Genomic DNA, 19,821 nt, shown 5'->3' with positions numbered 1-19,821 from the left:
ACCCGAAACGGCGTTAGAGAAATGTGGTCAATTGATAAAGCGCGTAAAGAACTTCCAGCCCCATGAGAACGAGCGCTGCGATCATCAGATAATAACCAAAATGCATGCCGGACTTTAAACCAATGCCTTTCGCGGCCTGTGCCTAATTTGCGACAGGCCGTAAACCAAACTCGGTACGCGTCGGAAGGGACAAGCCTCCGGCGAACGATGCGTCGGCAACTCAAAATGAAAAGGCCTCCGCCGCCGCGGAAGTGACGCCTTTGTCGCAAACCTCTTCTTGACCGGAGGTTTCTAGTCCGACGCCAGCTCGCCCTGCTCATACACCGTGGAAAATCTTGATTCCCCACAGCACGATGACGATGGCCAGTACCAGCGTGGCCGCCGTCAGTACACTTTCTAAGGAAGCGACTCTCATACACACTCTCCGCTTCCCAGCCCCATCAACGGTCTAGGCGATTCGTTGATTCCCCTGCAATCGCATGATCACAATGCTTTGAACGTTGCCCGGCGGTTGTGTTTTACGGGCCACACATCTGGGGTTGGCGGCGCATTCCTGCGCCTCCCCGGCCGTGGCCACGCGCCGAGCGAAGCGAAAATGCCCGCTTCTCCCGGCGTTTTTTTTCGATTGTAGAGGATTTACTCGGACTGGTTTGCCTGCGCGTAGGGACCGGCCGGGACCGGAGCGCTTCGCCGCCGTTCGGCCAGCGCCGCCAGGCGATCATATTCCTCCGCCACCTTGAGCAGGCGGCCTTGGTCCTTGACAGCATTCGCAGCCAGCGCCCGTGTCAATTCCGCGCGCCGGCGCCAGTGATCCGCATTGGTCAGGAAATCGGTCATCGATACGTCCTCAAATAAGATGGCTCGCTCCCCAGCCGCGCGGACGTCAGAATGGTTCGCGATACGTCAAAAATTTGGCCTAATTCGATCTGCCGTGTGAATCAAAGGACGTGTGGCCGATCTGCCGAGCCTCATCGTTGTTGCCTTTCCGACGCAAATTTGCCGCCGACTCAATGGAAAGCTCATCGTGGAACCGACGACCCGGGCTTCCTTGTGAACAGGAATGTGTCATGAGTATCGAATATCCGCCGCACGACAGCCAGGCCCGCCGCGAGACCTTTCGAATTGTCGCACATACCGACAATGTCGTGCCGCTGCGTGAAGACGATGGCGTGCACCAGGCCATTGAAGCGCCGCCTCAAGACGACGAACTTCTCACCGCCCTGTCGCCCCTGCTCGACGAAGTCGACGGACTTCGGGGCGACGAAGCGCCGCAGGCAGCCGACAACATTCCGGTGCTGCTCGAAGAGAATGCCCGGCTCCGCAAGCTTGCGGTCAAGCTGTCAAATCTCCTCGGCGATCTTCCCGAGCAGGGCACGTGAGATCGAAGTCCCTCATGGTGAAGAGCGCCAACGGGTCCGCGCGTAGCGCGGCCCGATGACAGGCTCCGCGCGTCGCCGGACGATGCTTCGCATCGCCGGGCGAACCATGAGGCGGTAGCTGTGGCCTACATCCTTCGAGACGCCCGCTTCGCGGGCTCCTCGGGATGAGGGTCTGAGTGCTATGACGCTGTAGAAATAGCCCGACCTTTAATCGTTATACGCAAAGATCTCGATCGGATCGTTGAAGCCGCGGACCGGATATTCGCCGACGCGTTCGAGATTGAAATCGCTTTCGACGGAGTCGGCGAACGCGCGGGACAGCAGCACCGGCCTGCCCAATTGTTTGGTGAGCGTTTCGAGACGCGAAGCCATGTTGACCGCAGGACCGATGACGGTGAAGTCGAGCCGGGCGCGTGATCCGATATTGCCGTACATGACGTCCCCGACGTGGACGCCGATGCCGTAATTCAGCGGCGCACGGCCGGTTTCGCTGTTGCTTTCGTTCAGAGCAGTCATGGCCTGACGGGCTTCGGACACGGCATGCAGCAGATTGGCGCAGGCCTTGGGTTCGCTGAGCGGAAAAATCGCGAGCAGGCCGTCGCCGATGAATTTCAGTATTTCCCCGCCATGTCGCGCGATCGGCTCCGACATCGCGTCGAAATAGCCATTCAGGAGATCGATGACGTCATCGCGCGGCCAGTTGTCGGAGATCTTGGTGAAGTCACGGAGATCGCAGATCATGATGGCGGCGCGTACCGTCGTCCCGCTTCCACGCCTCGTGGCGCCGGCCAGAATCAGCTCGCCAGCGTGCGACCCGACATAGGTTTCGAGCAGCGTTCGCGCCAGCCGGTTCTTCATGCGGATTTCGCTGACCAGTGCGAGAGTCGGCAACAGTTTCAACAGCCCGGCGATATGCGCGTCGTCGAAGCCACCTGGCCGGTCGGTGGCAAAGGTCACGAGATGCCGCTTGCCGAGCGTATGGTACACCGGCCAAGCCACATAGTCGGTCAGGCCTTTCGCCCGCATCTCGTCGTAGACGGCGTGCTTGCGGCCCAGCGAAGCATCGCGTTCGAGATTCTCGCGCACCTCGGTGGCGCCGTCATGGATTTCATTGGCGGGACTACCGATGTATTCGGACCGCTCCCTGACGTCGTAGTCTACCCTCGCGATCTCGGCCTCGCGCATCCCGTCGGCCCACATGATCCGGGCGCCGAGCCATTGCGGATGGTGGATCAAAAGATGAAGCGACGCCCGTTTGACGGGAATGCCCGCCTGCTGGAGCCGGATGCACAGCTCGGCGAAAATATTGTCGATGAAGCGCTCATCGCGCGTGCCGTTGGTCAGCCAGTGTACGATTTCATTGTCATCATGCGTGGCGACGGGATCGACGTTTAGCGGCGCGTCCATGGCTTGCTCCTGAACCGTGACCTGGATCGACGGTACAGGGATATGTCGTATCCCCGCGCGGCGGCGTCAATGGAGCCCATCGCAATCTGCTTGCGCGCATCGGGTTGCGGCGCGGGTTTCGATCACGTTTCGGTGCGCTATGGCTGCCGTCCGACCCGACGCTCGATCACCGAGCGCTGTGGCGCCGTTCTCCTCGTCAACGGGTGGCTATGGCGTCAGCGACGGCGCGAACTATATCAGGGTGGCCCTCTCCACTTCATCCCCTTGCGTTCCCCTTGGTCAAATCAGCTGCCATCTTTCTGTTGTTGGTGTTTTTCCCGGTCGGCGTGTCGGCCGGGCGCTACTGGCTTGGCGAATCCCGGGGAAATTGGCAGACGGCAGACCGCTCCAGCGCAGGCCTGTTACCGCTGCCGTCGCAGCACACTGAGGCAATCATCCGGGTTTACGGAGCGCGCACGGTGCGATGGAAGGCGATATTCGCCATCCACACCTGGATCGTCGTCAAGGAGGCGAATGCTTCGACGTACACACGCTATGACTATACCGCCTGGGGCGAGCCTATTCGCACCAACGGATTCGCCGCCGATGCACGCTGGTTTGGCGCCGCGCCCGAAACCATTGCCGCCGTCGACGGCCCCGAAGCCAGCCGTCTCATTCCCAAAATCCGGCACGTCGTCGAGAACTACAAGTTTCGTAGCTACGGCGACTACAACGCATGGCCGGGACCGAACTCCAATACCTTCGTCCAGGCTGTGCTGGATGCGGTTCCGGAACTCAAGACGGTCTTGCCGCCGACCGCCATTGGAAAGGACTACCCCTATCGGGGCGAGTGGTTCGGGCTGACGCCCTCCGGTACCGGGGCATACGCTTCCCTCGGAGGTTATCTGGGTCTCACCATCGGATGGGTCGAAGGTCTGGAAATCAATCTCCTGGGCGCGGTGCTGGGACTGGACGTTCGCCGCCCCGCGCTAAAACTTCCGGGCATCGGCCGATTGGGACTGACGGCCGGGATCTAGAAACGCCTGCGGCCGTCCTGGCGAAGCTGACGCCATATCACTTTTGAGGCGAACGCACCGACCAGTTCGGGATAGGATCCAGCGGCGTGCGGTAGATTTCGTTGTCATTCCCGTCCACGACCCGAACAGAGCAATTCCTTGAATGGAGCTCCGGCTTGAGAATACGAAGCTCGCTCGCCAGCGCATCCGCTCGATCAGACGCGACGGCAAGATCCTCGAGAATCATGCCGCCTTGATTGTTCGGCTGACCGTCAATCAAAAGGTCGAAATAGTAGAAAGGCATTAGTGAAAACCCGTGCGGCTCGTCAGAGAAATAGGTGCCTGATAGAAGGCCTCTCCACCTTCCTCTCGCACCGCCACTTGATTTCCGGGTTTCACGAAGTGGGGCTGTTCCGTCCCGATGCGGTGAGCGATAAAGCTGGCATGCGTTCTCGCCTCCTTCCGGGATGCGCATTCATGCCCAAGGAAATCCCTGGCACGAACATCCCCGATCAGGTCGAAATAATATCTCTTCATGGCCTTCAAACGCATGCCCTTCAAACGCCGGCAATTCGCGGAAGTTCCTAGGATCTCGCTGGACGTCGTTGTTCGTCTCTCAGACCGGGATATTTCAAAAGGACCCAGCTCGCCTTTCTGAGCACGGCTGCTGGGTGTCAGTTGAAGGGCAGGATTTAACGCTCCCGCCTGTCACCTAGATGGTTCAGACGCACTTGGCTGCAACGAGATTACGCAAACTTTAGGTCTGCGACGCCGCGCGGCCGCAACGCATGCGCGCGGTGCTGGCGTGGTGCGTTAAACGGGAGCACGGTAAAGTGGACGGAAGAGGAAGGGAGCTAAACCGGCCTATTGGCGTTCCCAACTGAACACGCACTAAGAAAATTCGGGTGGAAATCAATGGCATTGATCAAAACGGTCGAGAGCGGGCTCTATCGGATCCCGCTGACGGTTACCCTCTCCGACAGCACACATGGCGAAATCGCAGCCTTCGAACTGGTGACATGCCGCGTTCGCGATGCGGATGGGACTGAAGGCACCGGCTACACCTACACCGTCGGCCGCAACGGCGGCGCGATTGCCGACATTCTCAGGCGCGAGATCCCCGAGCTGATCGAAGGCCGGGAAGCCGACGACACCGAGGCGATCTGGCATCATGTCTGGTGGGGCCTGCATTATGGTGGGCGCGGCGGGCCACCGGTGCTGGCGCTGTCGGCGCTCGATATTGCCCTGTGGGACCTGAAGGCGCGCCGCGCTGGTCTGCCGCTGTTTCGTCTGCTCGGCGGCTTCGACGCCCGTGTGCCCTGTTATGCCGGCGGCATCGATCTCGATCTTTCCGTCGACGCCCTTCTCAAGCAAACCGACGACAATCTCGCCAAGGGCTTTCGCGCCATCAAGATGAAGGTGGGGCGGGCGGATCTCGCATCCGACGTCGCGCGCGTGCAGGCGATGCGCCAACATCTCGGCAGCGGTTTTCCCCTGATGGCGGATGCCAACATGAAATGGACGGTCGAGGAAGCCATTCGCGCGGCATGCGCCCTGCAACCCTGCGACCTTACCTGGCTCGAAGAGCCGATCATTCCCGACGACATTGCCGGCCATGCCCGCATCATGGCTGCCGGCGGCGTGCCGATCGCGGCCGGCGAAAACCTGCGCTCGCTCTGGGAGTTCAAGAACTATATCGCGGCCGGCGCGGTGTCCTATCCCGAGCCCGACGTCACCAACTGCGGCGGCGTCACCGCCTTCATGAAGATCGCGCGGCTCGCAGAAGCGTTCAATCTTCCAGTCACCAGCCACGGCGCACACGACGTCACGGTCCACCTTCTCGCGGCCTGTCCAAATCGCTCCTATCTCGAAGCGCATGGCTTCGGACTCGATCGGTATATCGAACACCCGCTCGTCCTCGAGCAAGGCATGGCATTGGCGCCGATGCGGCCCGGCCACGGCATCAGCTTCGACTGGAAGGGATTGGCGCAGCTGGCGCAATAATCGGCAATCTGGCGTAAGGCGCAGCAGGTCAGACAGCGCATGGACGACAAGCCTGGATCGCTTCCAATGCAATCGTGTCGCCTCGCCGCAACACCGCCACTGTTCCTGCACTGGAACAGCAATTATGACTCCAGTATGGACGCCGCGTAGCGCAGTATACTTTTATAGCGCGGCGGATCGGACGTTTTTATTACCGACTTATTTTGAGCCTCAGAGGTCGCAGTGCGAAAATGCCTGCGACCTCTTCTCTCGCTTTTCATGAGAAGAATAGGAATTGAAATGACCTATTCCATTTTTGCCCGTGACGGTACGAGCCGCATCGTTTTGAAGCGGCAAAGTCGCGAGGCCGCCGAAAAGAAAGCTCGCGAATTGACTGAGCTGGGTTGGTTCGACGTTCAGATTGCAGAAGAAGTGGAGATTGAAGAAGCGGAGTGCTCGGGGAAGTAGCTTTGCGAACCAGATGAAAGCCGCAGAGCTTTCGCGGCGATGCGTCACTTCGCGCCGGATTTTTCCAGGATCGCAACCATGTCGTGATAACCGCGGCTTCGCGCGAGCTTGAGCGGCGTCGCCCCGCTGCCGTCGGGAATATTGACGTTGGCGCCGGCGTCGACCAGCGCGCGCAAGGTCTCGGTGTGGCTGTTGCCGCCATCGCCGAGCACGATCGCTTCGATCAGCGCGGTCCATTGCAGATTGTTGACCTGATCGAGCGGCGCGCCGGCAGCGATCAGTGTCCGCACGATTTCAACGTGACCGAGATGAGCGGCCGCAATCAGGGCCGTGCCGTTATAACGGCTGGTGACAGCCTTCGGGTTGCCGCCGCCTTCAAGCGCGACCTTGAGCATCGGGACGTCGTTGGCGACCGCTGCAATGGTGATGATGTCATAGCGGTCGATGTCCAGTTTGTTCGGATCGGAGCCGAGCCGAATCAGGGCGCGGGCGGCATCGTGCTGCTTCAGATAGACCGCGACATGCAGCGGCGTGCGACGACGCACGTCGAGCGCTTCCTTGTTTTCGCCAGCCGCGATCCGCGCTTCGATATCGGCGACGTCGCCACGGGCGGCGGCGGCATGCAGGCCGCGATAGGCCCGCAATTCGGCCTCGGTCGGAGCGACCTGCGCCAACGCCGGCGGGACAGCCAGGAGCGCGGCGAGAAGGATGGCGAATAAATGCATCGAGAAACTCCAGACACTGGCCATCAGGAACCTTGGCATAAGTAGTTGATATAATGGTCGGAGTGCGATTCGAACCTGCGACTGCGTTGAACAGATCCACAGTGTGAATTATCCCGAGGGATGTCCAAAGCACAACGCCGGAACTCGGTCCCGCTGAAAGGCGTTATCCGGCCGCAGGAAGATTAGCGAGACGCCATGGCCTCACCCAAAGAGATGGATGTTGTGCGGCGGGCTTACGAACTCTGGCAGCGAGCCGGTGAGCCTCCAGATAAAGACCAGGAATTCTACCACCAGGCCAAGAAGCAGTTGCAAGAGGCGTTGGAAAAAGAAAACCAGGATCGGACTTCGACGGGCTATCCTCCTGCCGACACCAACGAAGTTTAGGGCGCAGGTTTTTCCACTCGCTTGAACTCAGCGATTTTGCGGGCGCCCTCCCAAAGCTCCATGTCAGATCCATTGACCAACTGCTTGGCAGCCGCGATTGCCGCTTCGTCGTGGGGCTCATTCACAGAGATTGCCGAGAAAATATGACCATCAGGGCCGACAAGAAAGGCTCTATAATCCGACGTTGCGCGTCCCTCCCACCATCGACTATTTCGATTTGGCGGCTTGCGGTGTGGGTGCGCGCTTCATGATAGCGTATACCCTTAACTGAGCTGCGCTACGCAGCGCGTTCTGTCTCGCCTCTCCGTCAGGCAATTGCTCTGCAAGACTGGCTGCCCCATTGGCTTGCTCTTCCAGCTGGTCGGCTGTCAAGAATGTACCCCTCTTCCTGCTCCGCTTGTCGGATCTCATTTCGGTGACACCAATTCACTCTCGAACCAATCGAGGGGTTCAGCTTGCGACGGGCTGGATACGACCTGCCTTTCGTGAACGTGGCCGCATCTCGCGCAGCGCAGCGTCCAATGCTCGTACCCAGGTCGCGAAGGCGTGATGCGTTGCACCCTGGTAACGCCCGAGCAACGGTCACATCGTGAGGTCGACAGGACCCGGGGCGGTGAGAGGGCTATGTCGGAGGCCATTTTTAATCTCAGGGTGATTGCCAAATTCTAGTTCGGCGATTTAAGCTGACCTTTGAGCCACCCACTTACGTCGCCGCTCATCGGGTCGTTGACCACCAAGGTTCGTTGGGCACGATGGCAATTGATGCACTCGAAAGTGCGGAGCTCGTAGCCCGCTGGGCCACGCGCAGTGCCGGCCAGGTGCGTTCGGATCTGGCAGCGCGGACAGCGTGGACGTTCTAGTGAGCTAAGCGGCGGACCGGTTGGCAGTGTGTGAGCGCTTTGCATGTGAGGCACCCCGTTTGGACCAGGCGGGCGCGTGACAGATTGCCGGGCACCGAACCCAGACAGGGTATCCTCTCGCCCCAAAACCCGGCCCGCTGGTCAATATTGACCACCACACGCAATTTTTAATATTTGGGATTCGCGAGTCCAATGGAGGGGCTAGTGAAGTCTACAAAGCGACAGTTCGATCCCGCAGCCTTTCTGGCCAAAGTCGGGACCGGAAAAACGATACAGAAGTACCGCAAAAACCGGATCATCTACGCGCAAGGCGAAGAGGCCGATCAGATTCTTTATATCCAGTCGGGCAAGGTCAAGGTGACCGTAGTTTCCGAGCAAGGCAAAGAAGCAGTCGTCGGCCTTTTGGAAGCTGGGCAGTTTTTTGGCGAGGGATGCCTGCACGGGCAGTCGGTTCGCGTTGGAACCGCGAGGGCCATGGATGAATGCGTTATCACCTCCATAGGCCGGCTCGTGATGCTGGCGGCGCTCCGCAAGGAACCCAGATTCGCAGAACTTTTCGTGACTTACCTGGTAACCCGCGGCAATCGCGTTGAAGAAGATTTGATCGACCAGTTGTTCAATTCCAGCGAGAAGCGGCTCGCGCGCCTGCTCCTGCTGCTGGCCAATTTCGGAAAAGATGGAGCGCCGATACCCATCGACGCTTCGATCAATCAAGGGACCTTGGCGGAAATGATCGGAACGACCCGGTCCCGGGTGAGCTTCTTCCTGAACAAATTTCGTAAGCTCGGACTGATTAGCTACAACGGAAAAATCGAGGTGCACCGATCTTTGTTGAACGCGGTCTTATATGAGAAACCGCAGATCCAACGAGATAACGAACCACCCCCGTAGAAAACTCCTTTGCACCCGTCTTAGGGCATGGTGATCGAGGGTGACGCGAGCAAGCCTCGGACGCCATGCGTCGCGGGAACGCAGACCTGTGTTGGGCTTAGGTAAGGGAATCGGCGGTTGACTCGGGAACCGCCAGCAATCAGAAAAAGTCCTGAAAAATGAATGGCAAAGCCAATGGTCGGAGTGGCAGGATTCGAACCTGCGACCCCTGCGTCCCGAACGCAGTGCTCTACCGGGCTGAGCCACACTCCGACTTGGAACGCGGCTTATAGCCTTGGGTGTCGGCGACCGCAAGCAGCCGGATTAAGGAAATTAATCACAGTGGAAGTTCGCCTGAAAACCCAGATTTTGCCCGCCGGCGAGGCCGCGGTGGCGGCTGCGGCGCGTGTCCTGGCCGAGGGCGGGCTGGTCGCGTTCCCGACAGAGACCGTCTACGGCCTCGGCGCCGATGCCGCCAATCCGGCCGCGGTCGCCCGCATCTACCAGGCCAAGGGCCGGCCGGCCTTCAATCCGCTGATTGCGCATGTCGGCGATATCGCCGCTGCGCGGCAGATCGCGCGCTTTGACGCCGCTGCAACCGCGCTGGCCGAGGCATTCTGGCCGGGCCCGCTGACGCTGGTGCTGCCGAAAACGCCGAGCTGCGCGGTGGCCGACCTTGCCACCGCCGGGTTGGAAACGATCGCGATCCGGCTCCCGGCCCACCCGGTGGCGCGCGATATCCTGCGAGCCTTCGGCGGCCCGGTAGTGGCGCCATCGGCGAACATCTCGGGTCACGTCTCCCCGACCACGGCCGCCCATGTGCAGAGCGACCTCACGGGCCGGATCGACCTGATCGTCGATGGCGGGCCAGTCGCCGTCGGCGTCGAATCCACCATCGTCGGCTGCTTCGATGAGCCGATGCTGTTGCGCCCCGGCGGCGTGCCGCGCGCCGAGATCGAACGCGTGCTGGGCCGCGCGCTGACGCAAGCCCCCACGGACGCCGAGAGCGACAGCGGACAACCGCTGGCGCCGGGCATGCTGGCGTCCCATTACGCGCCGCGCGCGAAAGTGCGCCTCAACGCACAACGGCTGGAGCCCGGCGAGGCATTGCTCGCCTTTGGCCTCGGAGCAATTTCGGGAATTGACGCCGGCTCCATCGTGATGAATCTGTCGGAGCGCGGCGATCTCGACGAGGCAGCGGCCAACCTGTTCGGCCACCTTCGCGCGCTCGACAGCAAGGATGTGGGCACCATCGCGGTCATGCCTATTCCGAACGACGGGCTGGGCGAAGCGATCAACGACCGGTTGCGCCGCGCAGCGGCTGGACGGGAATGATCAGGCGGGAATGAAAGAAAAAGAGAAGACGACAATGAATATCGTTCAGGGCGCCAAACCAGCCTCCTTGCCCCCGCTCCCACCCGAGCTGATCGCAAAGTTTCGCGCCATCGTCGGCGACAAATATGCGGTGACCGACGCCGCCGATATTGCGCCCTACGTCACCGAGGAGCGCGACCTGTTTCACGGCCGCTCGCCTCTGGTGTTGCGGCCCGGCTCGACGGCGGAAGTGTCCGCGATCTGCAAGCTCGCCAGCGCGCACAAAATCGCGCTGGTGCCGCAGGGCGGCAATACCGGCCTGGTCGGCGGACAGACCCCGCATCATGGCGAGGTCGTCGTGTCGCTGCGACGGCTCGACAAGATCCGCGAGATCGATCCCGCCTCCAACACCATGACCTGCGAGGCCGGCGTGGTGCTGCAGATTGCGCAAGCCCGCGCGGCTGAAGTCGATCGTCTGTTCCCGCTGTCGCTCGGCGCGGAAGGAAGCTGCACCATCGGCGGCAATCTCTCCACCAATGCGGGCGGCACGGCGGCGCTGGCGTATGGCGTGGCGCGCGAAATGGCGCTCGGGCTCGAGGTTGTGCTCGCGGATGGCCGGATCCTGAACGGATTGTCAAAACTGAAGAAGGACAATACCGGCTACAATTTGCGCAACCTCTTCATCGGCGCCGAGGGCACGCTCGGCATCATCACCGCCGCGACGCTAAAACTGTTTCCAAAACCGCGCGCGGTGGAGACCGCCTATGTCGGCCTCAAGTCGCCGGCAGAGGCGCTAAAACTGTTGTCGATCTCGCAAAACGAGGCGGCCGGCAGCCTCACCAGCTTCGAACTGCTGGCCGACATCGCGGTCGATTTCAGCCTGCGTCACGGCATCGATATTCGCGATCCCCTCACGACAAAACATCCCTGGTACGTGCTGATGGAATTGTCGTCGTCGCGCGACGACGCCCGTGATGCGCTGGAATCCATCCTCGCCAAGGGCATGGAAGAAGGCATCGTGGACGACGCCGTGATCGCGGCGAGTCTTTCCCAGCGCGCCGGGTTCTGGAAACTCCGCGATGAGATGTCGGCGGCGCAGAAGCCGGAAGGCGGCTCGATCAAGCACGATATCTCGGTGCCGGTTGCAGCCGTGCCCGCCTTCATCGAGGAAGCCAATGCGGCGGTGGTAAAACTCATTCCGGGCTCGCGGCCGGTGCCGTTCGGCCATCTCGGCGACGGCAACATCCACTACAATGTCAGCCAGCCGATCGGCGGCAACACCGCCGACTTCATGTCGCGCTGGCACGAGGTCAGCGAGGTGGTGTTTGCGATCGTGCTGCGGATGGGCGGATCGATTTCGGCCGAGCACGGCATCGGCGTGCTCAAGCGCGACGAACTGCCCGACGTCAAGGACAAGGTCGCGATCGAACTGATGCGCAGCATCAAGGCGATGCTCGATCCGCTCGGCATCATGAATCCGGGGAAGGTGCTGTGAGCGTTTCAGCTGCGAAGACAATTCCGACACTCGCCATCGCCGATATCGCAGATGCGGATGTGGCCGCGGTGATCGCGCTGTGGCAGGCCTGCGGCCTGACGCGGCCGTGGAACGATCCTGCCGCCGACATCGCGTTCGCCCGGCGCGGGCCGCACTCGACCGTGCTGATCGGCCGTGACCGTGACGCGATCGTCGCGACCGCGATGGTCGGCCATGACGGCCATCGCGGCTGGGTCTATTACGTCGCCACCGATCCGGATCGCCGCGCCAAAGGCTATGGCCGCGCCATCATGAACGCGGCCGAGGATTGGCTGCGTGCGACCGGCATTGCCAAACTGCAATTGATGGTCCGGCGCGACAACGCGAAGGCGGGAGCATTCTACCAATCGATCGGCTACGCCGAAGCGCAGACGATTGTTTTCGCCAAATGGCTCGACGGCCGCGAGCCGACGCCGTGACGGCAAAAGGAATTCGATGACCATCTCCGATCGTGTCCGCGTCAAGAACGTCCATGTGCTCTCCGACCGGCATTATCGGTTGAACGAAGTCGAGCTCGACTACCGCCGCGGCAACGGCGAATGGCAGACGCAGAAGCGCGAAGTTTTCGACCGCGGTCATGCCGCGACGCTGCTGCCGTACAATCTCGCAAGCTGCACGGTGGTGCTGACGCGGCAGTTCCGTCTGCCGGCCTATCTCGCCGGCCATGACGATCTCCTGATCGAGGCCGCCGCCGGCATGCTCGACGACGAGACGCCCGAAAAGCGGATTCGCGCGGAGGCGGAAGAGGAAATCGGTTATCGATTGCACGACGTGCGCAAGGTGTTCGAGGCCTTCATGAGCCCGGGCTCCGTCACCGAGAAGCTGCACTTCTTCGTCGCCGAATATGAAGCTGCGATGCGCGTCAGCAGCGGCGGCGGCCTCGCAGAGGAAGGCGAGGACATCGAGGTGCTGGAGCTGCCGATCGATGCTGCGCTTGCGATGATACCGGACGGCCGCATCGTCGATGCCAAGACCATCATGCTGCTGCAATACGCCGCGCTGCACGTATTTAAGTGAGGCCGGGGCAACTATTGAACCCCTCATGGTGAGGAGGCGCGTAGCGCCGTCTCGAACCATGTGGCCCGGCTGGTGCCATTCATCCTTCGAGACGCCGCTACGCGGCTCCTCAGGATGAGGTCTGACAGCGAGCGCAATCATTGGGCACGCTTCCGCCTTCGCTCTTCGAGCTACGGCGGACAAGTCGCTTTGCCCACCCGACAAATACTGCCTCAAAACAACGAACCCTGCCCGTCATCCTCCGGCGTCACCATCGCCTTGCGCGGCGCGGCCTTCGCGGGCTTCGGCGCCTCTGCCGCCCGCTCCTCGTCGGTAATCGGCAGCAGCAGTTGCGCGTCGTCATTGGCGACGCGGTTGACGCGCGTGGAAATCTCGTGCCAGGCGAATTCGCCCTCAGCCGGTCCGCGCAGCAGCGGCATGATGTCATCGGCGTCGTACGCGCGGCCGTCGAGCCAGCGCTCGAATTCCTCCGGCGCGATCGTCACGGGCACACGGTGATGCAGCGCTGCGAGGTCGCGGCTGGCCGGCGCGGTGACGATGGCAACGCTGTCGGTCTCCTCGCCGTTCGGCCCCATCCAGGTCTCCGCGAGCGCGGCAAAGCCGACTGGTTGGCCGTCGCGGCGATGGATGAAAAACGGCCGCTTGCGGCCGCTGGCATCCTGCCATTCGTAATAGCCGTCCGCGGGTATCAGGCAACGCCGCCGCTTGATGGCATTCTTGAACGCCGGTTTCTCACGCACAGTCTCGGAGCGGGCGTTGATCAGGAGCGTAAATTTACGGGGATCCTTCACCCACGACGGAATCAGCCCCCAGCGCATCAGCTGAAAATGGCGGCCGCCATTTTCCAGGATAACAACCGGAACGGGCTGAGTAGGCGCGATATTATACCGCGGCGGGAAATTGGGCTGCTCAAGATAGCCGAAAATCTGCCGGAGTGCCTCGGGTGGAGAGGTAATTACAAAACGTCCGCACATTATCTGACCAAGATAAGCCGCTGTTCAACGAGTGTTAACCCCAGATGTTAACAGTGGGGCAGATGACCTCAATGGCCACCACAGATGCGCGATCCGATCGCCCGATGCCGCCACCGACGAGCCGTATAGACCAGGCTCGCGCGGAGCAATTGCGCGCCGCCAACATCAATCCCCGCACCGGGCTCGCCACCGACTACCTGAATCATTTCAACGAAGCCGTCATGCTGCTCGAAATGGTACCGGACATGCCGGAATGCGCGGAGGATTTCCTCACCTGGACCCCGCTGTCCTACGCCGAGCATTTCTGGGCCTCCAACTTCAAGGCCCGCGACCTCGCGATCGAGGCCTATGAGTGCGCCGATCCCAAGGTCCGTGCCAATTTCGACAATCTCACGGCCACCATGACCTCGATCCTGACCGCGGTGGGCAACGCCATGCGCGAGGCCCAGCAGGACAAGACCCGCGCCACGCTGGCCGAACAGGCCACCGCCTGGGTCAAGCCGCTGGTGGCGCTGGCCGGTGGCGTCATCAACGGCAACTCCGACAATGACGTCGAAGCCGCGATGTCGAACTAACCGTTTTACGCCTCGCCGCAGCCTGCCGGATTAGACCTGCGCGAACCGATCGGGCATGATCGCAGCAAGTTCCCTGCGTACCGGATCACCCCTTGGCTCCCCCCGTCCAGCCGACCCGCCCCCAGCTCGCCGTCAGCGGCGCGATTTTCCGCGACGGCAAGGTCCTGCTGGTCCGCCGCGCCCGCTCGCCCGGCATGGGCTTCTACTCGTTCCCCGGCGGCCGGGTCGAATTCGGCGAATCGCTGCACACCGCGCTCCACCGCGAGGTGGACGAGGAAACGGGCCTGAGAATCGAGATTCTGGGCCTGGCCGGCTGGCGCGAGGTGCTGCCCGCGGCCGGCGGCGGCGGGCACTATGTGATCATGTCGTTCGCGGCGCGCTGGACGGCCCGGGAGCCGGTCCTGAACGACGAGCACGACGATTTCAAATGGCTGGCCCCGGACGGGCTCGGCGACCTCAAGGTCACCGGCGGCCTCCTGGAGGTCATCGAGGCCGCCCGGAAGCTGGTCTAGACGTCCCGTCGAGGGCCTCCCACCTTGCCTCGGGCGTATTGAGGGGGCATATCGGCGCTCAAATGCTCAAGCACGCCCTCGCCGCCCTCATCCTCATTTCGGCATGCCATCTGGCCCCCGTGCGGGCCCAGGATGCCGCCGCGCCGTTTGACGGCGAACTGCAGCGGCTGGCCGAGATCCTCGGCACCCTGCACTACCTCCGGGGCATTTGCGGCTCCAATGAAGGGGCGAAATGGCGCAACGAAATGCAGGCGCTGATCGATGCCGAAACGCCGTCCGGCGACCGCCGCGCCCGCATGATCGCGGGCTTCAACCGCGGCTATAACGGCTTTCAGCAGACCTACCGGACCTGCACGCCCGCGGCCTCGGTCGCGATCCGCCGATATATCGAGGAAGGCTCGAAGATTTCGCGCGACCTCACCGCGCGCTACGCGAATTGAACCATGGACACGATCTATTTCGACCTCGACGGAACGCTGACGGACCCGAAGCCGGGCATCACCCGTTCGATTCAATATGCCCTGCAAAAGCTTGATCATCCAACGATTCCGACCGAGGACGAACTGACCTGGTGCATCGGCCCACCGCTGCGCTCGAGTTTTGTGAAGATGCTCGGCGATCGCGACGCCGATCGCGCGGTGGCGCTCTACCGCGAGCGATTTTCCGACATCGGCCTCTATGAGAACCGCGTCTACGACGGCATCGGCGACGTGCTGACAACGCTCCGCGCGTCCGGTCACCGGCTGTTCGTCGCCACCAGCAAGGCGCACGTGTTCGCCGACCGCATCATCGACCATTTCGGCCTGCGCCAGCATTTCGAGCGCGTGTTCGGTGCCGAGCTCGACGGCACCCGCGCGGACAAGTCACACCTGCTGGAACACGCGTTGAAAGAGGTGTCGGTCGATCCGGCCAAAACCCTGATGATCGGCGACCGCAGCCACGACATGGTCGGTGCGAAAAACAACGGCATGAAGGGCATCGGCGTGTTGTACGGCTACGGCAGCCGGAATGAGTTGATCGAGGCCGGCGCACAGCATGTTTGCGCGACGCCGGGCGCGATTCTGGACTGCATTTCCTGAGTTTGTCCGGCGGACGCCCGCCCGACAGTATTTTTTTGCTCCCCTCCAAAGGTAGACTGCCCTCCCCGGCACCTTGTGGTGAGAGGGTATGGCGATGGATCACGAACGACTGGTTCGCAAGGCGCAGAAGGGCGACGTCGACGCCTTTGTCGAACTGACGCGGCGCTTCCAGCATTTTGCCTTCGGCTCAGCGCTGGCCCAGGTCCACGATTTCCAGCAGGCCGAGGACATCGTCCAGGAGGCCTTCGTGGCCGCATGGTCGGGGCTTGCCACGCTCGCCGAGCCCTCTGCTTTCCCCGGCGGCTCCGGGGAATTGTCCGCCACCATGCTTTCCGCGTGCTGCGCCGGAAACAGTTGCATACCGTGCCGCTGACCGAGGGCGAGGACGCGCCGAGCGACGATCCGTCGGCCGAACGCATTTTGGAGCAGCGGCGCCAGGCCTCCGCCGCGCTCGCCGCCATTTCGGAGCTACCGGCCTCGTTGCGCGAGCCCGCGACATTGTTCTTCGTTCACGAGTGTTCGCATCAGGACGTCGCAACGTTCCTCGGCCTGTCGGTCGCGACCATCAACAATCGTCTGCACGCTGCACGCACCCGCCTGAAACAAAGGATGCTGACAATGGTCACCAATACGCTGCACGCAAATGGACTGCCCGATGATTTCGCCAGCCGCATCGGCCGCCTGATCGAGAGCCGCGGCGACATGGTGGAAGCCCTGTTCGACCCGGCCTCGCCGCCGGATCTGATGAGCGAGCTCGTTGTCAGCGACGAAGCACGGAAACAGGGGGTTACGATTCAGGTCATGCAGCGGCCGGGCGGCGGCCTCGTGCGCGGTATTGCAACTACGTCAATGCCGGCGCTGCCGCGAGGCGCCACCGTGCTGAATCCGCGCCGCAGGTCGACAGCGCCGATCAACAAGATGCAGCTCGACCGGCTGCTTCCGCTGCTCGTGGCGGCGACCACCGACGGCCGCCAGTCCAATGAGGTCGTCGAGACCGGCATCAAGGTAATCGACGTGATGTGTCCAATCCGCGCCGGCGGCAGCGTCGCGATTGCCGGCGAGTACGGCAGCGGCAACACCGTCGTGATGGAGGAGATCGTACGCCGGATCAGCAAGGGCGACCGCCCGGTCACCATGTTCATGCTCTTTCCGCCGCCATCGGAGATCTGGCCGCCGTCGCTCGACGAGAATCGCTCGATCGCTGCAGAGCTGAAAGCGGAAGGGTACAGCGAAGGCACGGTGGGATCGGTCCAGACATTCTTTGTTGGCGGCGAGCTTCAACCCTGGACGACGGAGAAACTCGCCAAGCTGGCATCGGTCGACACCGTCATCCACCTCACGCGCGACATGATCCTTCGAAAGAACTATCCCGGAATTGACCTGTTGACGGCTCGGTCGCGGCTGCTCGATGACAGCCTGCTGGGTGCGGAGGAACTGGATATCGCCAGGCGGGCGCGCGCGGCAATCGCGCTCAGTCGGGCCGCCCAGGAAAATCAGCACATCGAGACCGATCCGATCGAGCTGGAACGGGCGTGGAAATTACAGGCGTTCTTCTCGCAGCCATTTTTCGTGGCCGAGCCCTACACGAAACGCCCGGGTTCTCACGTGAGCCGTACCGATGCGCTTCGCAGCTGTCGCGAAATCCTCGATGGATGGCACGATGACCTTCCCGCGGAAGCACTTTATTTTGCGGGAAGCATCGACGAAATCCGAGCCGCTGGGAGACGGGCCTGAGGTTCAAACGGCCATTTCCCGTCCGCCTCACATTCGGGCCGCCGTTAACCTTTCCTAAAGATGTGGTCTAGGCGGATCACCGCCGCGTGCTACAGCTTGTCGTGTTACGACGCGTTCCGCCCTGGTTCGCGCGCCAATTTCGTCGAGTTTCATGAGCCGCCCAGCCCCTACGCCGATCGCCTGCGACCCGCTTCCCGACCTCGAGCAGAAGCAGACTGCGCTGAGCTATTTGAGCGAAGCCTGGGCCGACGCGCGGCACGAAGGCGTCGACGGCGACTGCCTCGCCCAGGCGAGCCTGTTCACGGCGCTGGCCGAACTGGTCTCGACCTATGGCGAGGATGCGGTAGCGAAATTCGCGGAAGGTCTGTCGGGGCGCGTTCGCAATGGCGAGTTTTCGCTGAAGCTGGCGAAGCAGTAGCTGCAAGCTCCCCTGTCGTCATCCGCGAAGGCGGATGACCCAGTACGCCGCGGCTCCTCGATTCAATCGCTACTGTCTCTGGAATACTAGGTCACCCGCCTTCGCGGGTGACGACGGTCGTGTGAGCGGAAACAGCCCCTACGCCTTCAGCGTCTCCAGAAACCGCACCGGCTCGCCGGTCGACGGCGTCATCACCTCACCCTGCCACATCACACGCTGGCCGCGCACAAAGGTGCCGACCGGCCAACCGGTGACGCGCACGCCGTCGTAAGGCGTCCATCCCGCCTTTGACGCCACCCATTGGTTGGTGATGGTCTCGCTTCGCTTCAGGTCGACGATGGTGAAATCGGCGTCATAGCCGGCGGCGATGCGGCCCTTGCGAGCGATGTTGTAGAGCCGCGCCGGGCCGGCGCTGGTGAGATCGACGAAACGGGCCAATGACAGCCGTCCGGCGTTGACGTGATCGAGCATCAGCGGCACCAGCGTCTGCACCCCGGTCATCCCTGAAGGCGAGGCCGGGTAGGTCTTGGCCTTTTCCTCCAGCGTATGCGGCGCGTGGTCGGAGCCGAGCACGTCGATGATACCCTGCTCGATGCCATACCAGATGCCCTCCCGGTGATCGGCCGAGCGCACCGGCGGGTTCATCTGCGCAAGCGTGCCGAGCCGCTCGTAGCATTCGGGCGCGGCCAAGGTGAGATGATGCGGCGTCGCCTCGCAGGACGCGACGTCCTTGTGGTCGCGCAGATACTCGATCTCCTGTTTGGTCGAGATGTGCAGCACGTGGATGCGTTTTCCGGTCTCGCGCGCCAGATTGACCAGCCGCTGCGTCGCGATCAGCGCCGCCGGCTCGTCGCGCCACACCGGATGCGAACGCGGGTCGCCCTCGATGCGGAGCGGCTTGCGCTCATTGAGGCGGTATTCGTCCTCGGCATGGAAGGCGGCGCGGCGGCGGATCACCTTGAAAATCCGTCGCAGGCTTTCGTCGTCCTCGACCAGCAGCGCGCCGGTGGAGGAGCCGATGAATACCTTGACGCCAGCGCAGCCCGGTGCACGTTCGAGCTCAGGCAAATCCTGAACGTTCTCGCGCGTGCCGCCGATAAAGAACGCAAAATCGCAATGCATGCGATGGTGTCCGGCCTTGATCTTGGCGGTGAACGTCTCCTCGGTGACCGTAAGCGGGTTGGTGTTCGGCATCTCGAACACCGCGGTGACGCCGCCCATCACGGCGCTGCGCGAGCCGGTCTCGAGGTCTTCCTTCTGCGTCAGCCCCGGCTCGCGGAAATGCACCTGGGTGTCCATCACGCCGGGCAGAATATGTAGCCCCTTGCAGTCGATCGTCTCGCCGGCGGTAGCCTGCCCGAGCCCGCCGATCGCGGCGATCCGGCCATTGGAAATGCCGATATCGCGGACGCCCTCACCGTCCTGATTGACCACGGTGCCGGATTTTAGAATGGTATCAAATCGTTGATTCATCGCTGATTCATCGTCCTTGGGCGGCCGCTTCGAGGCTGTCGCGGGGCTTGTTGGCGGCACCTTAGCGCCTTAACTTCGCATGGGGTATCCATCACCCGCGTTTCCCCCGGAACTTCAAGA

At 62.1% G+C, this 19,821-nt stretch carries 24 protein-coding genes and 1 tRNA gene; 17 read left to right on the top strand and 8 right to left on the bottom strand.

Annotated elements, in window-relative coordinates; genetic code table 11:
* Nucleotides 1-636: 636 nt before the first annotated feature.
* Entirely contained in the window at nt 637-837 is a 201-nt protein-coding gene (locus ACPPVP_RS12070; protein ID WP_426534392.1) for a hypothetical protein, read from the bottom strand.
* A 230-nt stretch (nt 838-1,067) separates the two neighbouring features.
* On the opposite strand from ACPPVP_RS12070, the gene ACPPVP_RS12065 reads away from it, so the two are divergent.
* Nucleotides 1,068-1,379: a hypothetical protein gene (locus ACPPVP_RS12065; protein ID WP_426534390.1), complete on the top strand. Its 312-nt coding sequence runs from the start codon at nt 1,068-1,070 to the stop codon at nt 1,377-1,379.
* Nucleotides 1,380-1,586: 207 nt separating this feature from the next.
* Here ACPPVP_RS12065 and ACPPVP_RS12060 read toward each other — a convergent pair whose 3' ends face one another.
* Nucleotides 1,587-2,786, bottom strand: a complete 1,200-nt coding sequence (locus tag ACPPVP_RS12060) for an adenylate/guanylate cyclase domain-containing protein (RefSeq protein WP_426534388.1) — start codon at nt 2,784-2,786, stop codon at nt 1,587-1,589.
* Nucleotides 2,787-3,061: 275 nt separating this feature from the next.
* Between ACPPVP_RS12060 and ACPPVP_RS12055 the strand changes: the two genes are divergently transcribed.
* The gene (locus tag ACPPVP_RS12055) at nt 3,062-3,802 is read left to right on the top strand and encodes a DUF3750 domain-containing protein (protein ID WP_426534386.1); all 741 of its coding nucleotides are present in this window, start codon (nt 3,062-3,064) and stop codon (nt 3,800-3,802) included.
* A gap of 37 nt (nt 3,803-3,839) precedes the next feature.
* Here the strand turns inward: ACPPVP_RS12055 and ACPPVP_RS12050 are convergent, their stop codons facing one another.
* Nucleotides 3,840-4,085 carry a DUF6894 family protein gene (locus tag ACPPVP_RS12050; RefSeq protein ID WP_426534384.1) on the bottom strand — a complete coding sequence of 82 codons (246 nt, stop codon included), beginning with the start codon at nt 4,083-4,085 and terminating at the stop codon, nt 3,840-3,842.
* Entirely contained in the window at nt 4,085-4,318 is a 234-nt protein-coding gene (locus ACPPVP_RS12045; protein ID WP_426537808.1) for a DUF6894 family protein, read from the bottom strand. Before ACPPVP_RS12045 ends, ACPPVP_RS12050 begins: the two co-directional genes overlap by 1 nt.
* A 378-nt stretch (nt 4,319-4,696) precedes the next feature.
* Here ACPPVP_RS12045 and ACPPVP_RS12040 point away from each other — a divergent pair, with 378 nt between their 5' ends.
* Together ACPPVP_RS12040 and ACPPVP_RS12035 are read left to right on the top strand one after the other, a co-directional pair.
* Nucleotides 4,697-5,785, top strand: coding sequence for a mandelate racemase/muconate lactonizing enzyme family protein (locus ACPPVP_RS12040; protein ID WP_426534382.1), 1,089 nt, complete (start codon nt 4,697-4,699; stop codon nt 5,783-5,785).
* A 279-nt stretch (nt 5,786-6,064) separates the two neighbouring features.
* Nucleotides 6,065-6,232: a hypothetical protein gene (locus ACPPVP_RS12035; RefSeq protein ID WP_426534380.1), complete on the top strand. Its 168-nt coding sequence runs from the start codon at nt 6,065-6,067 to the stop codon at nt 6,230-6,232.
* Nucleotides 6,233-6,276: 44 nt separating this feature from the next.
* On the opposite strand, the gene ACPPVP_RS12030 is transcribed toward ACPPVP_RS12035, so the two are convergent.
* On the bottom strand, nt 6,277-6,957 hold the full coding sequence (locus ACPPVP_RS12030; protein ID WP_426534378.1) for an ankyrin repeat domain-containing protein: 681 nt from the start codon (nt 6,955-6,957) through the stop codon (nt 6,277-6,279).
* A gap of 195 nt (nt 6,958-7,152) precedes the next feature.
* Between ACPPVP_RS12030 and ACPPVP_RS12025 the strand changes: the two genes are divergently transcribed.
* Nucleotides 7,153-7,341 (top strand): DUF2934 domain-containing protein, encoded by a 189-nt coding sequence (locus ACPPVP_RS12025; RefSeq protein ID WP_426534376.1) that lies wholly within the window; start codon nt 7,153-7,155, stop codon nt 7,339-7,341.
* Nucleotides 7,342-8,393: 1,052 nt separating this feature from the next.
* Nucleotides 8,394-9,092, top strand: a complete 699-nt coding sequence (locus ACPPVP_RS12020; RefSeq protein WP_426534374.1) for a Crp/Fnr family transcriptional regulator — start codon at nt 8,394-8,396, stop codon at nt 9,090-9,092.
* A gap of 175 nt (nt 9,093-9,267) precedes the next feature.
* Here the strand turns inward: ACPPVP_RS12020 and ACPPVP_RS12015 are convergent.
* A tRNA-Pro gene (locus tag ACPPVP_RS12015) sits at nt 9,268-9,344 on the bottom strand.
* A 69-nt stretch (nt 9,345-9,413) separates the two neighbouring features.
* On the opposite strand from ACPPVP_RS12015, the gene ACPPVP_RS12010 reads away from it, so the two are divergent.
* From ACPPVP_RS12010 to ACPPVP_RS11995, 4 genes are read left to right on the top strand one after another with little or no spacing between them, the layout of a single operon-like run.
* The gene (locus ACPPVP_RS12010) at nt 9,414-10,406 is read left to right on the top strand and encodes an L-threonylcarbamoyladenylate synthase (RefSeq protein ID WP_426534372.1); all 993 of its coding nucleotides are present in this window, start codon (nt 9,414-9,416) and stop codon (nt 10,404-10,406) included.
* Between the two features lie 34 nt (nt 10,407-10,440).
* Nucleotides 10,441-11,880 carry an FAD-binding oxidoreductase gene (locus ACPPVP_RS12005; RefSeq protein WP_426534370.1) on the top strand — a complete coding sequence of 480 codons (1,440 nt, stop codon included), beginning with the start codon at nt 10,441-10,443 and terminating at the stop codon, nt 11,878-11,880.
* Nucleotides 11,877-12,338 carry a GNAT family acetyltransferase gene (locus ACPPVP_RS12000; protein ID WP_426534368.1) on the top strand — a complete coding sequence of 154 codons (462 nt, stop codon included), beginning with the start codon at nt 11,877-11,879 and terminating at the stop codon, nt 12,336-12,338. Before ACPPVP_RS12005 ends, ACPPVP_RS12000 begins: the two co-directional genes overlap by 4 nt.
* Before the next feature lie 16 nt (nt 12,339-12,354).
* The gene (locus ACPPVP_RS11995; RefSeq protein ID WP_426534366.1) at nt 12,355-12,936 is read left to right on the top strand and encodes a GDP-mannose pyrophosphatase; all 582 of its coding nucleotides are present in this window, start codon (nt 12,355-12,357) and stop codon (nt 12,934-12,936) included.
* Between the two features lie 212 nt (nt 12,937-13,148).
* Here ACPPVP_RS11995 and ACPPVP_RS11990 read toward each other — a convergent pair whose 3' ends face one another.
* A complete protein-coding gene (locus tag ACPPVP_RS11990; RefSeq protein ID WP_426534364.1) occupies nt 13,149-13,910 on the bottom strand; it encodes an SOS response-associated peptidase in 762 nt (253 codons plus the stop codon).
* A gap of 62 nt (nt 13,911-13,972) precedes the next feature.
* On the opposite strand from ACPPVP_RS11990, the gene ACPPVP_RS11985 reads away from it, so the two are divergent.
* The 7 genes from ACPPVP_RS11985 (at nt 13,973) to ACPPVP_RS11955 (ending at nt 18,228) form a co-directional block, all read left to right on the top strand.
* Nucleotides 13,973-14,485 (top strand): hypothetical protein, encoded by a 513-nt coding sequence (locus tag ACPPVP_RS11985; protein ID WP_426534362.1) that lies wholly within the window; start codon nt 13,973-13,975, stop codon nt 14,483-14,485.
* 92 nt (nt 14,486-14,577) lie between these two features.
* Entirely contained in the window at nt 14,578-14,997 is a 420-nt protein-coding gene (locus ACPPVP_RS11980) for an NUDIX hydrolase (RefSeq protein ID WP_426534360.1), read from the top strand.
* A gap of 62 nt (nt 14,998-15,059) precedes the next feature.
* The gene (locus ACPPVP_RS11975) at nt 15,060-15,437 is read left to right on the top strand and encodes a TIGR02301 family protein (protein ID WP_426534358.1); all 378 of its coding nucleotides are present in this window, start codon (nt 15,060-15,062) and stop codon (nt 15,435-15,437) included.
* 3 nt (nt 15,438-15,440) lie between these two features.
* A complete protein-coding gene (locus tag ACPPVP_RS11970; protein ID WP_426534356.1) occupies nt 15,441-16,076 on the top strand; it encodes an HAD family hydrolase in 636 nt (211 codons plus the stop codon).
* 94 nt (nt 16,077-16,170) lie between these two features.
* Nucleotides 16,171-16,449 carry an RNA polymerase sigma factor gene (locus ACPPVP_RS11965; protein WP_426534354.1) on the top strand — a complete coding sequence of 93 codons (279 nt, stop codon included), beginning with the start codon at nt 16,171-16,173 and terminating at the stop codon, nt 16,447-16,449.
* Nucleotides 16,440-17,810 (top strand): sigma factor-like helix-turn-helix DNA-binding protein, encoded by a 1,371-nt coding sequence (locus ACPPVP_RS11960; RefSeq protein ID WP_426534352.1) that lies wholly within the window; start codon nt 16,440-16,442, stop codon nt 17,808-17,810. The genes ACPPVP_RS11965 and ACPPVP_RS11960 overlap by 10 nt, the downstream gene beginning before the upstream one ends.
* Before the next feature lie 151 nt (nt 17,811-17,961).
* The gene (locus ACPPVP_RS11955) at nt 17,962-18,228 is read left to right on the top strand and encodes a hypothetical protein (RefSeq protein WP_426534350.1); all 267 of its coding nucleotides are present in this window, start codon (nt 17,962-17,964) and stop codon (nt 18,226-18,228) included.
* A 138-nt stretch (nt 18,229-18,366) separates the two neighbouring features.
* Here the strand turns inward: ACPPVP_RS11955 and ACPPVP_RS11950 are convergent, their stop codons facing one another.
* Nucleotides 18,367-19,701 (bottom strand): dihydroorotase, encoded by a 1,335-nt coding sequence (locus ACPPVP_RS11950; protein ID WP_426534348.1) that lies wholly within the window; start codon nt 19,699-19,701, stop codon nt 18,367-18,369.
* Nucleotides 19,702-19,821 lie beyond the last annotated feature (120 nt).

The sequence above is a fragment of the Bradyrhizobium sp. McL0615 genome (assembly GCF_049993905.1).
Classification (GTDB): Bacteria; Pseudomonadota; Alphaproteobacteria; order Rhizobiales; family Xanthobacteraceae; genus Bradyrhizobium.
Note: the sequence above shows the minus strand (reverse complement) of the source record. Positions and strands in the feature narration are given on the sequence as shown.